Raw genomic sequence first — 13249 nt, 5'->3', positions numbered from 1 at the left:
ATGACAGTCGTCCTCTACATCGTCGGGATCGTCCTGTTCCTCATCGGGATCTCGATCTCGATCGGACTCCACGAACTCGGCCACTTGGTACCGGCGAAGAAGTTCGGGGTCAAGGTCACCCACTACATGGTCGGCTTCGGTCCGACGGTGTTCTCCTTCCGCCGTGGGGAGACCGAATACGGGATCAAGGCTCTGCCTCTGGGTGGTTTCATCGCCATGCCGGGAATGTACCCGCCGCTGGAAGCCACGACTCGTCGGGCCGGCAGGACTGCAGCCGAGACCGAGCGCAACGATGTCGGCACGATCGGGGACGAGCAAGGACCTTCCGACCTCGCGACGGAGGCTCCCCGCCGGCCGCGCAAGCAGCGGCGGGGGCGGCTGTTTGAGAACACGATGGCCGATGCCCGGGACTTCTCGAACCAGGAGATCGAACCGGGGGAGGAGCACCGGACCTTCTACGCCCTGAACGTGCCCAAACGGCTCGTCGTGATGTTCGCGGGCCCCCTGGTCAACCTCGTGCTCGGGATCATCATCATGGCGATCTCGCTCATCGGCATCGGCGTCATGACCCCGACGACCTCGGTCCAGACCGTCGTCGAATGCGCGGTGCCCGCCTCGGAGGCGGCGCAGCGCCCTGCGTCTGAGAAGGAGACCTGCCAGGACGATGATCCGCTGACGCCGGCCTGGGAAGCCGGCATCAAACCTGGTGATGACATCACCTCGGTGGCCGGTGTCTCCACCGACAGCTGGGACGAACTCTCCAACGTGATCAAGGATCATGCCGGCGAACGCGTCGACGTTGAGTTCAACCGCGATGGCCAGAAGCAGACGGTGACAGTGCCGATCATCGCCCATGAGATCGCCGTCGTCGATGACCGCGGTGAGGCGCAGATGAACGCCGACGGTACACCGCAGACGGTGACCGAGGGCTTCTTCGGTGTCGGTCCCGTCCAGGAACGTCAGCCGCTGCCGCTCAACGAGTTCCCCGGCGCGGTCTGGGAGCAGGTCAGCGGCGTCTTCCACGCGATCGTGACCCTGCCGGTCAAGCTCATCGACATCGCCGAGGTGGCCACCGGCTCGAAGGAACGCGACGCCGAAGGCCTGGTCGGGATGGTCGGAGTCGGGCGCATCGCCGGTGAGATCGTGTCGACCGATCAGTTCCAGATCGTCGAGAAGGCACAGCTGGGGCTGGGCATGCTGGGCTCGCTCAACATCTTCCTGTTCGCCTTCAACATGATCCCGCTGCTGCCGCTGGACGGCGGACACATCGCGGTCGGTCTCTACGAAGGCGCACGCCGCCAGATCAACAAGTTCCGCGGACGCGGCAAGATCGGCCCCTTCGACACGGCCCGGCTGCTGCCGCTGACCTACGTCGTCATCGGGCTGATGCTGTGCATGACGGCGCTGCTCGTCTACGTCGACCTCGTCAAACCGGTCACGCTCGACGCGATCTTCAACTCCGGGTAGGCACGCCCTGCGCTGCTCGGGTGGCCCAAGTTGGCTGGCTGCCGTGGTGCTTGGTCGCCCCCGTGCTCAGCTGTTGAGCGTGATCGTCTGCACCTCGCCGAGGTGGTCCAGGCTCACCGTGATCGACGGTGCCTGGGCTGCTGGCTCTGCCGCAGCAGAGACAGTCACCGTGCCCTTCAAAGGAGTCAGCATGGTGAGTGCCTCAGTGGTGAAGGCCCGGCTGAGCTGGTGGTCCTCCTTCCACGCGCTGAAGCGTTCGCGGCGTTCGGCACGGGGCTCATCGAGGTCCATGTTGATGGTGAAGAGCTCATCGGCGATCGTGTCGTCGAAGTCGATGACCAGGTTCGCTGCGGCCAGCACCGTCTCTGACTGTTTGGCTGCGACCGGATGGTGAGGGGCCGGCACCGCCGTGGTGGTGCGTGTCAGCTGCAGGTCGGGCGTGCCTGCGGCGGCGGCCCAACCGGCATCGATGGCGTCTCTCACGGTGCGTTCGGCCGGGAAGTAGGTCGTATTGCCGAAGACGACGATGCTCAGCCCCAGGTCCGGGAACCACCGCATGTGTGAGCCGTACCCGGGGTAGCCTCCGGAATGGCAGGCGACCCGACCGAACCGAGAATCCAGGCGCGGCTGCAGACCGAAGCCGTAGTTGACGGATTCGGTGTGATGCTCGCTGTGCTGGATCTCGATGAGACGGTGGGACTGCTGGTTGTCCGTGAGAATCCGCGGCAGTGCCCCCGGTTCGTAGGAATCGATGTCTTCCAAGGCGTCCAGGTGGGCGCTCATCCAGGTTCCGATGTCGTTGACCGTGGAGATGACTCCGCCGATGGGGGAGAAGACCCCGGGGCCGGTGAGTTCGGCCGGGTGGTTGTGACCGTTGTAGTCGATGCGGATGCCCGGCATCAGGTCCGGGAAGTCGGCGATGTCGAAGCCGGTGCGGGTCAGTCCCAGGGGTGCGAGTACCTCGGCGGTGACGACGTCGATGAACGATTTCCCGGCCACCGCCTCGGCGACGAGACCGAGCAGGGCATACCCGAGGTTGGAGTACTCGTATCCGGAGTCTGCCGGTGCGATGGGGATGGCTCCGCGCTTGAGGTAGTCGATGAGTTCGGCACCCGTCATCGCCTCCACCCGATCGGCCCAGGGATCGTCCTTCGTGAACCCGGTGCCCATCGTCAGCGCCTGCCGGCAGGTGCGGTCGGCGATCGATGTGCCGCTGAGTTCGGGGAGGAGCTGACCCAAGGGCATGTCGATATCCAGCCCTTGGGCCCTGAGCCGTCCGATCGCTGCGGCCGTGAACGACTTCGTCATCGAGGCGATCCGGTAGGGAACATCGCCGTTGGCCACGGTTCCGGCCTCACCTTGGGGAAAGACGCCCCAGGCCAGGGTTCCGCCCTGCTCGGCCAGAGTCGTCGCCGCAGATTCGAGTCGGCCGATGATGGCCTGCGTATCGGGGTGGGTGAATGGCACGAAATCTCCTCGGCTCACGGGCATCTTCTTGGATCGGATTCTTGGATCGGACGGCAAGTTTCCTTCACGATACCTGCGAAATGATGCTGTCGTGAGCGATCACACCGTGATCGGAGAGCCCGGATACGGTTTGAAGTCCTACAATATGAATGACTCGAACGATCAGTCTGGTCCCCAGTCGTCAATGAAGGGAATGTCTTCGTGACATCGGTCAACCTCGGAATGCCTGCCCCACCACCTCCTGTGCTCTCGCCGCGACGCAAAACGCGACAGATCCAGGTCGGAAAGGTCGGCGTCGGTTCCGATTTCCCTGTCAGCGTCCAATCGATGACGACGACACAGACCACTGACATCAACGGGACTCTGCAGCAGATCGCCGAACTCACCGCCGCAGGCTGTGACATCGTGCGAGTGGCCTGCCCTTCGCCCGATGATGCTGCAGCACTGCCGGTGATCGCACAGAAGTCGCAGATCCCGGTCATCGCCGACATCCACTTCCAGCCGAAGTACGTCTACGCCGCGATCGACGCCGGCTGCGGCGCGGTTCGCGTCAACCCCGGCAACATTCGCAAATTCGACGATCAGGTCAAGCAGATCGCGAAGGCGGCAAATGACGCCGGGACCTCGATCAGGATCGGTGTCAACGCCGGATCCCTGGACAAGCGCATCATGGAGAAGTACGGCAAGGCCACCCCAGAAGCGCTCGTCGAGTCCGCTGTGTGGGAGGCTTCACTGTTCGAAGAACACGATTTCCACGACTTCAAGATCTCCGTCAAGCACAACGACCCCGTGGTCATGGTCCGCGCCTACGAGCTGCTCGCCGAACGCGGTGACTGGCCTCTGCACCTGGGTGTCACCGAGGCTGGGCCTGCCTTCCAGGGCACGATCAAGTCCGCCACCGCCTTCGGTTCGCTGCTGTCGCAGGGCATCGGTGACACTATTCGTGTGTCCCTCTCGGCACCCCCAGTCGAAGAGATCAAGGTCGGCAACCAGATTCTTGAGAGCCTCAACCTCAAGCCACGCAAGCTCGAGATCGTCTCCTGCCCGTCCTGCGGACGCGCCCAGGTCGACGTCTACACCCTGGCGGACAAGGTCACGGCCGGTCTCGAAGGCATGGAGGTTCCTCTGCGCGTCGCCGTCATGGGCTGCGTCGTCAACGGTCCCGGTGAAGCCCGTGAGGCCGACCTCGGTGTGGCCAGCGGCAACGGCAAGGGCCAGATCTTCGTCAAGGGCGAGGTCATCAAGACCGTGCCCGAGGCCATGATCGTCGAGACTCTCATCGAAGAGGCCAACCGCATCGCAGCTGAGTCCGACGCCCCGTCCGGATCGCCTGACGTCGTCGTCGGCTGAAACCCGACCCATCTCGAAAGGCTCCCCGGTGTGTGAGGATCAGAACAAGGAGGCTCTCTGGTGCTGAGAGTCGCTCGTCTGGGACATCAGCACACCGGGTGGCTGAAGAGCCTGCTGGCACGCAACCCGTGCGAGAACGTCTACCTCATCGCGCTGATCGAAATCACCGGCACAGCCCAGATGAACTCCCCTGCCGGTACCGTGCTGGGTGTCTTCGACGGTGACCGCCCGGTTGCCGCCTACTGGGTGGGAGGCAACATCATTCCCGTCGCTGCGACCCCGGCAACGAACCAGGCTCTTGCAGAGAAGCTCAACGCCGATGGGCGCTACTCCTGCTCCCTCATCGGTTCCCGGGAGATCATCCTCGATCTGCATAACCGCCTGAACTGGGGACGCCCCCGCGGCATCCGTGACCGGCAGCCGCTGTTGGCGATCAGCTCAGACCCCTTGATCGAACCCGACGAGGCGGTGCGACTGGTCACGGTGGAACAGCTGCCCGCGGTGTTCTCAGCCAGTGTCGACATGTTCACCAACGAGGTGGGCTTCTCTCCGATCGAAGGCGGCCAGTCAAGCTACCTGGCTCGCGTCCGCAACATCATCAGGGGTAAGAACTGCTTTGCCCGCATCTCGGACACACTGCCCCAAGGTGGCCCGGTGCGACGCTGGCCTGCGACGGATCAGCCCGAGCAGGTGCTGTTCAAAGCAGACATCGGCATCCGGGCACCGCACATCGTTCAGGTTCAGGGCGTCTGGGTCCATCCTGATGTGCGCCAACAAGGTCTGGGGGCTGCCGGAATGGCTGCCGTTGTGGCACAGACTCGGGCGGCCGGGCACACCACGGTCAGCCTCTACGCCAACGACTACAACGAGGTGGCTCTGCGCATGTACACGCGAGTCGGCTTCGAACAGGTCGGCACCTTCGCCACCGTTATGTACTGACCGCGAAGCGGCATCGTCGTCGGGAGCAATCTGGCAGCGACCCGCTCGACTCGTGTCACGCTCGCGCTCCAACCTTCTCGTCGAGAACCGAGCTCATCGTCGAGAGCCGAGGTCAGCGCCGGGAGGAGAACTCAGGGAGTCTGCTTTCGAGCGTTGGCTGTGCTTTCGACGGCCAGCAGTCAGCCGCAAGTCGACCGCAAGAGCTCGAACACTCGACTGGCTTAGTCAGTGGTCACGGCGATCGCGATTCTGGGGCTTGGCCATGTCTCCCAGGAATTTCTCCATCTCCCGCCGGTCCTTCTTCGTCGGCCGGCCCATGCCCTTGTCTCTGCGGGGGACGAATCCGCGCAGAGCAGGATCGGGCGGTGGGGTGAGATCCTCGTAGCACTGCACGGCGATCGAAGCCTGGGGACGAGTGGGAATGAACCCGGTGATCTTCCAGATGAACTCGGTGCCTGCCTTGCGCACGCGGACCTCCTGGCCGATGGAGACCTTCTGCGCCGCCTTGACCCGCTGGCCCTCGACCTGGACGTGTCCGCCCCGACAGGCCTGGGTCGCCAGGTTCCGGGTCTTGAACATCCGGGTCGTCCACAGCCAGACATCCACGCGCACGTGTTTGCCGGGGGAGCGGTCAATCTCCATAGTCAGCCTCCATGATCGTCAGCGTGAAGCCCCGTCCGAGCCTGCACTCGGCGCCGCGCCGCCTGCAGCCGGGGCCACGGTGTCGACATCGCTGCGCAGAGCGATCTCGCTGCGGCGGGTGAATGTCTGGGCAGGGCGGCCGCGACCTTGGGACACCGCATGCCCGGTGGGCGCGAGAAGGGGCAGCATGGTGCGGCGAAAGGTATCCGCCTGCAGGTTCTCTCCCGAGACCATCTCATGCAGCTCACGCAGCTGCCGCAGCGAGAACTCCTCCGGCAGCAGGCCGAACGGATCGGGGGTGCGCTCATGCAGGGCACGCAGGCGGTGCACCGCAACCCGCACGATCTCCTGATGCTCGGCGCTGAGCTCACGCACCGAATGCACGGGCGCCAGTTTTCGCCGCCGGGCATCCTGCGGATCCGGTTCGGTCTCGGGTGTGCTGGCATCGCCGAAGCCCACATCCCTCGTCGAGAGCACATCGAGGTGGGCCACCGAGATCACCCAGCCACGATCATCACGATCGGGCTGGTCGAAGACATGGAGCTGAACCGGGGCACGATCGACAAGCCTCGCCTTCTCGCGCAGGCACCGCGCGACCGCCTCGGCGAGGCGTTCCTGGGGTCGCAGAATCGATCCCGGCAGCTGCCAGGCGCCGGCGCCGGAATGGGTGAGGAGCACGTGCAGGCCACGTCGGGGAACGGGGCAGAGGACCGCGGTGTCGACCGCGACCGAGGGCCGCGGGAACTGCGTCAGTTGAGTGGAATCAGGCATGCTCTTCGTATCGGTCAGAAATTCGGTCGGTCAGCGATTAGGCCCGATTCGCTCAGGCCCTGGTGGACGTCTGTGCCCACCAGTCTAATTCGCTTCCACCACCTGACGAATCCGCGCTCACAGACAGAACCTCCACCACCCCTCACTGGCCGTGTCCGTGTGAGCCGCAGAACGGTTTGGTCTCACAATTGCCGTGCAGATACTCGCGTGCGATAGTGTTCGATCTGAGTCTTGACAAGTTGAGGAGTATCACCCATGGCCCTGCGCATGTCGTCCCTGTTTGTGCGAACCCAGAAGGAAGACCCGGTCGGTGCCGAGGTCGCCAGCCACAAGCTTCTGCACCGTGCGGGATACATCCGCCGATCGGCACCGGGGATCTACACATGGCTGCCTCTGGGACTTCAGGTCCTGGGCAAGATCGAAGCCATCGTGCGCGAGGAGATGGCCCGAGCTGGGTCACAGGAAGTCCACTTCCCCGGTCTGCTGCCCGCCGACCCGTACCGGAAGTCCGGACGCTGGGAAGCCTTCGGTCCTGACCTCTTCCACCTCAAGGACCGCAAGGACAACGACTACATCCTGGCCCCGACCCACGAAGAGGTCTTCACCCTCCTGGTCAAGGACCTGTACTCCTCCTATAAGGACCTGCCGCTGTCCATCTACCAGGTCCAGACCAAGTACCGTGACGAGGCTCGCCCCCGCGCCGGCCTGCTGCGCGGACGCGAATTCATCATGAAGGACGCCTACTCCTTCGACATCGACGACGCCGGGCTCGACGCCTCCTACGAAGCGATGCGCGTGGCCTACCTGCGTGCCTTCGCCCGCCTCGGCGTGCCCTGCCTGCCGGTCAAGGCCACCCCGGGTGCCATGGGCGGCTCCGGCACCGAGGAGTTCATCTACCCCTCCGAGGTCGGCGAAGACACCTTCGTGCGCTCACCCGGCGGATACGCCGCCAACGTCGAGGCAGTGACCTCGATCGTGCCGGAGACGATCCCGTTCGAGAACTCACCCGCGGCCCACGTCGAGGACACCCCCGACACGCCCACGATCGAGACCCTCGTCGACGCCGCCAACGCGAACCACCCCCGCGAAGACCGCGCCTGGACCGCAGCGGACACGCTCAAGAACGTCGTCTGCGCCGTCACCCACCCCGACGGCACCCGCGAGATCATCGTCATCGGCCTGCCCGGCGACCGTGAGGTCGACCTCGACCGCGCCGCCGGCACCGGAATGCTCGGCAACGGCGAGGTTGATCTCGAGGCCGCCACCAGCGAGGACCTCGCCGCCCACCCGGAGCTCGTCAAGGGCTACATCGGACCGGGCAACGACCTCGACAATCAGATCCTCGGCCTCGAAGGCACCTCGAAGATCCGCTACCTCCTCGATCCTCGCGTCGTCGACGGCACCCGCTGGATCACCGGCGCCAACGAGCCCGGCCGCCACGTCTTCGACCTCGTCGCCGGTCGTGACTTCACCGCTGACGGCACCATCGAAGCCGCCGAGGTGGTCCTCGGTGACCCCGCACCCGACGGTTCCGGTCCGCTGGAGCTGGCCCGCGGTGTCGAGATCGGTCAGATCTTCAAACTCGGCCGCAAGTACGCCGAGGCCCTCGATCTCAAGGTCCTTGACCAGAACGGCAAGGCCACGACCGTGACCATGGGCTCCTACGGCCTCGGCGTCACCCGCGTCATGGCCTGCATCGCGGAGGAATACCACAGCGAGGGCGGCCTCCTCTGGCCCCAGCACCTGGCCCCGGCCGACGTGCACATCATCGCCGCCGGCAAGGGCGAGGAGATCGCGGAGGCGGCGGAGAAGCTGACAGCCGAGCTCGAGTCCGAAGGCGTCAGCGTCCTCCTCGACGATCGTCTCAAGGTCTCACCCGGCTTCAAGTTCGCCGACGCTGAACTCATCGGCATCCCGACCGTGATCGTCGTCGGTCGCGGCCTGGCCGATGGAGTCGTCGAAGTCCGCAATCGTCTCGCCGATGAGAAGCAGGAAGTGCCCGTCGCCGAGGTGGTCGCTGGCACCGTGGCTACGATCCGTGCCGCCTACGCCACTGCCGATGCTGCGGCGGACGCAGCGATTGCCGAAACATCTGCTCGGTGAACCGACGTAGGTGATGGAGGCTCTCACCGCAGGCATCGATGTCACCCTCGGCATGCTTCTGTGGCTGTTGGCCGCGGGCGTGCTGGCCGGGTGGATCGATGCCGTCGTCGGCGGCGGTGGTCTGATCCAGCTCCCGGCTCTGCTCCTGGTTCCGGGCATGACGCCGGTCCAGGCCGTGGCCACGAACAAGGTGGGCTCGATTGCGGGCACGACCGCCTCGGCGGTGACCTATCTGCGCAAGATCACGCCCGACCGTTCGGCGACGATCCCTGCTGCGGCAACGGCGTTCCTCGGTGCCGTCTTCGGTGCCAAACTCGCGACCCTGGTTCCCGGTGAACTCTTCACCCCGATCATTCTGGCCGCGCTCATCGGGGTCGGACTCTTCACGGTCCTCAACCCCAGCCTCGGCGCCGATGCGAGCCTGCGATTCGGGGAATCCTCGAAACGTCACCATGGTCTGTCATGGCTGATCGGCCTCGTCGTCGGCATCTATGACGGAGTGCTCGGACCCGGCACCGGTTCCTTCCTCGTCATCGCGTTCGTCACGGTCATCGGATTCTCATTCCTCCAAGCCTCGGCCACGGCGAAGGTCATCAACTGGGCGACGAACTTCGGAGCCCTCGTCTTCTTCATCCCCGATGGGCAGGTCGTGTGGGCGCTGGGCCTCGTTGTGGCAGTGGGCAATGTCGCCGGTGGAATCTTCGGTGCCCGGACGGCCTTGAAGAAGGGGTCCGGTTTCGTTCGAGTCGTCTTCGTCGTCGTGGTCTCGGCGATGATCATCAAACTCGGCTACGACGTGATCTCCGGCCTCGTCCACTAGCCTCTGCCATCCCTGCTGCCCGTACTGCTAGCTGACGGCGGCGAGGCGTTCAGCCGATGGGTTTGAGCGCGTGGGCGTTGACGCCGGCGACATCGGCACCCGACAGGGCACGGGCGACCCACAGCGAGCGGGCGGCGTCGGCCAGGGCCGCGTTCGAACCGCTGCGGGCCGACTTCAAGTACCAGAACATGTTGGTGATCTCCCGGGCGACTGCGGCACCCATCCCGTACTGCGGGTCCATGCCCGCGCACAGGGCGAGGTCGGTGGCGAAGCCGCGCAGCCATGCGGCCTGGGCCTGGGGATGCTGGGACGGGATCTCGACGAGACGGTTCCACAGCACCGGTGCCAAGGTGTAGGCGGTCGGTCCCGACAGCGGCTGCGGGTCGATGGCCTTCCACGTGGAGATCCCGGCGGCATCGGGATTGCCGGCGAGGATGTTGTAGTAGTGCAGATCGGCGTGGATGAGCCAGTTCTCCTCAGACGCAGCCAGGGTGTGCATCCAATTGCGGGCGAACGAGAGCAGCAAAGAATCACCGAGACCAGCCTCGGACCAGCCACTGAGCAGCCCGGCGTCGGCGTCGAAGGTGTTCAGCCATCCCGCAGCCACATCCTGGACCCGCAGGAAATCCGAATCCGCTGGAATCTCCAGCGATCGCTGCAGAGCACCCCATACCGGAGGCACATCAGCCAAAGGCAGCACGGAGAGATTGTCCTTCGTGCGCAGCCGCTCCTGCAACGTCACCCGGAAGCTGTGATCGTCCCGGATCACCCGGACGGCACCGTGCCCGTTCCACATCTTCAGCGCCCGCAGGGCCTGTGCATGTGCGGCCGTATGCGCCGAGGTGGGGGCCGCGAACCGCAGCACACCCTGGTAGTGCTCCTGGGTGAGGACTGGGATCACGAGACTCTCGCAGCCGGCCCAGGGCGAGCCCGGGACATCGTCGAAGGTCAGCTGCCACCGGTCGGCGAGCTCACTGGCCATGAAGTCCAGGGCCGCGACCCAGGAGGTGGTGCGGAACTCGCCGATGATGTCTCGAGTGGCGTTGAACAGGACTGGTGGGACCTTCACTTCTGTGCCTCCGCCTCTCCGGAGTCCCCGGAATAGGTGTACCGAAGCACCTGTGGACTGGCGAACACCGTGCGCGTGCGGGCGGATTCCCAGAGGCGCAGAGCCGCTCGCGTGTCGGTCTGCAGCCACGGCAGGAGGGCTGCAGCGATTCCGTCCTCAAGCGCCAGCGCCAGCTCTTTGGCAGTCTCCGGGTCTGTGGGGGTGGGGTCGAGCTTCCATGACGGAGCGCCCGGATCCGCGTTGTTCTCACCGAGGCGCTCAAGCATTTCGCCGGCCAAGGAACCCAGCGACTCCAGGCGGGCCACGGCACGTTTACGTTCGGTCGACTTGGAATCGAAGTTCACGGCCAGTCGCTCATACCCGTAGGAGGCAGCTCTGGCTTGGCTGAGGATCGCATTCCACATCGGGGGAGCAGTGGAATCATCAGCCGTCGGTCCCTGCTCGTCGGGGGATTCGGTGGCCTCTGCCGTTCCCGGCTCTGCCGAGGAATCTGCGGGACTGGAACTGCGTGATTCTCGGACCAGGGCATCTGAGCTGCGGATGATTTCGGCGTCCTTCGTCCCGGCGGTCAGGGCAAGGCCGGTCGCCACGTCGACCAGGACGGGAATGAGGCCTGAGCCCAAGGTCGGCAGGTCGGTGAATACGGCAGTGGTGACCACCTCGGCGGCGGCGATGTAGGTGCGCGGCTCCTCGGTCGGTGGGGGCTCGGTGGCCATCTCCGAGGGAGGGGACCAGACGGGGCCGATGGCGTCCCGGAATTTCTGCAAGGCCTCACCGGCGGTCTCCGGGTCCTTGTCTCCCGGAGTTGTGGCGGCGAGGATTCTGGCGATGCGGTTGCGCAGCTGGTTCGGCTCATCGAGGGTCGGCACGTCCGGGGGAGCATCGAGTCTCACACCGCATCCCGACAGCAGGCTCAGACTCGCCCCGCTCACACCGTAGAGGAGAAGAGCACGGCGGCTGACGGGAAAACGCATAGGCCAATCCTAGCGGATGCTTAACCCAACCCGGGGGAGTCGCTTAGGGTGGGGCTAAGGCAATCAGCAGGGCAGAGACAACAGTTCCGCACGGGGTTCGCTCCGCTGACGGAACAGGGACTGGAGGATACATGGACGAGGACGTGGCGCAGATCGAGGAGCTTCTGCGAGAGCCGCTGCAGGCCTCCGGGTTCTACCTGGAATCGGTGAAGGCAGTGGCAGCGGGCCAGCGACGGGCACTGACGGTCGTCGTCGACCTCGACGAGTCCAGCACGGAACCGATGTCGATGGACAAGATCGCCGAATCGAGCCGTCTCGTCGGTGACACCCTCGACGAGGTCGAGGTCTTCCGTGACAAGCCCTATCAGCTTGAGGTCACCAGCCCGGGTGCGACGCGGAAGCTGGAGGCGCCTCGACACTTCAAGCGCGTGCTCGGCCGTCGACTCGAAATCAGCACGAAGAAGGACACCTTCAAGCTCGATCTCGACGATGTGGGCGATCACTCAATCTCGGGCATCGATCCCGCCAGTCGTGAGAAGCGCACGGTCAAGCTCGGCGACATCGTCAAGGCGCAGGTCGAACTCAAATTTCGGTGAGCGTAATCTGAGATAGAATGTCACGCCTGCATAAATGAAGACCGACAATTCAATGCTCGAGGGAGCCGGAGAGGATATAGGCCATGGATATCGACCTCAGTGTTCTGCGCATTATCGAGCGAGAGCGGGAGATTCCGCTCGATACTCTGATCGAACTCATCGAACAAGCGCTCTTCCTTGCCTATCAGAAGACCGAGGGCGCGTGGCCTGATTCCCGCGCCGAACTGGACAAGACCACGGGCGAGGTTCGCATCCTCGCGGTCGAGTTCGACAACGATGACAATCCGATCGGCGAGTTCGACGATACTCCCACCGGCTTCGGGCGCATCGCTGCGCAGACGGCACGCCAGGTCATCCACCAGCGCCTGCGCGACGTCGAAGACGAATCGGTGCTCGGAAACTTCAAGGGCCGCGAGGGCGAGATCGTCTCCGGCACCATTCAGCAGGGCAGGGACCCGCAGATGGTCCAGGTCGACCTCGGTGATGTCGAGGCAGTCCTGCCACCGCATGAGCAGGTTCCCGGTGAGTCCTACCGGCACGGAACTCGCCTGCGTGTCTACATCGCCGACGTGCACAAGGGACCGAAGGGAACATCGGTCACCGTCTCGCGCACTCACCCGAACCTCGTACGTCGGCTGTTCGCGCACGAAGCGCCCGAGATCGCCGACGGCACCGTCGAGATCGTCTCCCTGGCACGTGAGGCCGGGCATAGAACCAAACTGGCCGTGCGCGCCACGAAGCCCGGAGTCAACGCGAAGGGCTCATGCATCGGCGAACTCGGATCCCGAGTGCGGGCCGTGATGAACGAACTGGGTCAGGAGAAGATCGACATCGTCGACTACAGCGACGACCCGGCCAAGTTCATCGGCCACGCGCTTTCACCAGCCAAGGCGAGCAAGGTCGACATCCTTGATCCCGACCTGCAGGAGTCTCGTGCCATCGTGCCCCGGGACCAGCTCTCGCTGGCCATCGGCAAAGAAGGGCAGAATGCCCGTCTGGCTGCCAAACTCACCGGCTGGAAGATCGACATCGTCCCTGGCGAATAGACATC

At 64.7% G+C, this 13249-nt stretch carries 12 protein-coding genes; 7 read left to right on the top strand and 5 right to left on the bottom strand.

Going from position 1 to position 13249, the window contains the following annotated elements:
* Entirely contained in the window at positions 1-1467 is a 1467-nt protein-coding gene (locus CXR25_RS12460) for a M50 family metallopeptidase (protein WP_125240606.1), read from the top strand.
* Positions 1468-1533: 66 nt separating this feature from the next.
* On the opposite strand, the gene CXR25_RS12455 is transcribed toward CXR25_RS12460, so the two are convergent.
* Positions 1534-2934, bottom strand: a complete 1401-nt coding sequence (locus CXR25_RS12455; protein WP_164513969.1) for a serine hydrolase domain-containing protein — start codon at positions 2932-2934, stop codon at positions 1534-1536.
* A 201-nt stretch (positions 2935-3135) separates the two neighbouring features.
* Here CXR25_RS12455 and ispG point away from each other — a divergent pair, with 201 nt between their 5' ends.
* Together ispG and CXR25_RS12445 are read left to right on the top strand one after the other, a co-directional pair.
* Positions 3136-4284: a flavodoxin-dependent (E)-4-hydroxy-3-methylbut-2-enyl-diphosphate synthase gene (gene ispG / locus CXR25_RS12450; protein ID WP_009883009.1), complete on the top strand. Its 1149-nt coding sequence runs from the start codon at positions 3136-3138 to the stop codon at positions 4282-4284.
* A gap of 60 nt (positions 4285-4344) precedes the next feature.
* Complete coding sequence (locus CXR25_RS12445; RefSeq protein ID WP_069600449.1) at positions 4345-5223, top strand: GNAT family N-acetyltransferase; 879 nt, start codon at positions 4345-4347, stop codon at positions 5221-5223.
* Positions 5224-5448: 225 nt separating this feature from the next.
* Here the strand turns inward: CXR25_RS12445 and CXR25_RS12440 are convergent, their stop codons facing one another.
* A complete protein-coding gene (locus CXR25_RS12440; RefSeq protein WP_069600448.1) occupies positions 5449-5865 on the bottom strand; it encodes an RNA-binding S4 domain-containing protein in 417 nt (138 codons plus the stop codon).
* 18 nt (positions 5866-5883) lie between these two features.
* Positions 5884-6636 (bottom strand): NUDIX hydrolase, encoded by a 753-nt coding sequence (locus CXR25_RS12435; RefSeq protein ID WP_125240605.1) that lies wholly within the window; start codon positions 6634-6636, stop codon positions 5884-5886.
* Positions 6637-6891: 255 nt separating this feature from the next.
* On the opposite strand from CXR25_RS12435, the gene CXR25_RS12430 reads away from it, so the two are divergent.
* Together CXR25_RS12430 and CXR25_RS12425 are read left to right on the top strand one after the other, a co-directional pair.
* Positions 6892-8739 carry a proline--tRNA ligase gene (locus CXR25_RS12430; protein ID WP_009883003.1) on the top strand — a complete coding sequence of 616 codons (1848 nt, stop codon included), beginning with the start codon at positions 6892-6894 and terminating at the stop codon, positions 8737-8739.
* A 13-nt stretch (positions 8740-8752) separates the two neighbouring features.
* On the top strand, positions 8753-9559 hold the full coding sequence (locus CXR25_RS12425; RefSeq protein ID WP_009883002.1) for a TSUP family transporter: 807 nt from the start codon (positions 8753-8755) through the stop codon (positions 9557-9559).
* A gap of 49 nt (positions 9560-9608) precedes the next feature.
* Here the strand turns inward: CXR25_RS12425 and CXR25_RS12420 are convergent, their stop codons facing one another.
* A complete protein-coding gene (locus CXR25_RS12420) occupies positions 9609-10628 on the bottom strand; it encodes an aminoglycoside phosphotransferase family protein (RefSeq protein ID WP_125240604.1) in 1020 nt (339 codons plus the stop codon).
* Positions 10625-11602 (bottom strand): hypothetical protein, encoded by a 978-nt coding sequence (locus tag CXR25_RS12415; protein WP_125240603.1) that lies wholly within the window; start codon positions 11600-11602, stop codon positions 10625-10627. Before CXR25_RS12415 ends, CXR25_RS12420 begins: the two co-directional genes overlap by 4 nt.
* Positions 11603-11733: 131 nt before the next feature.
* On the opposite strand from CXR25_RS12415, the gene CXR25_RS12410 reads away from it, so the two are divergent.
* Both CXR25_RS12410 and nusA read left to right on the top strand, forming a co-directional pair.
* Positions 11734-12198, top strand: coding sequence for a ribosome maturation factor RimP (locus CXR25_RS12410; protein ID WP_009882999.1), 465 nt, complete (start codon positions 11734-11736; stop codon positions 12196-12198).
* 83 nt (positions 12199-12281) lie between these two features.
* Entirely contained in the window at positions 12282-13244 is a 963-nt protein-coding gene (nusA, locus tag CXR25_RS12405) for a transcription termination factor NusA (protein WP_125240602.1), read from the top strand.
* Positions 13245-13249: the final 5 nt, after the last annotated feature.

Source organism: Brevibacterium aurantiacum (genome assembly GCF_003932995.1).
In the GTDB taxonomy this organism is placed as follows: domain Bacteria; phylum Actinomycetota; class Actinomycetes; order Actinomycetales; family Brevibacteriaceae; genus Brevibacterium; species Brevibacterium aurantiacum.
This window is presented reverse-complemented; position numbering and strand designations above follow the sequence as displayed.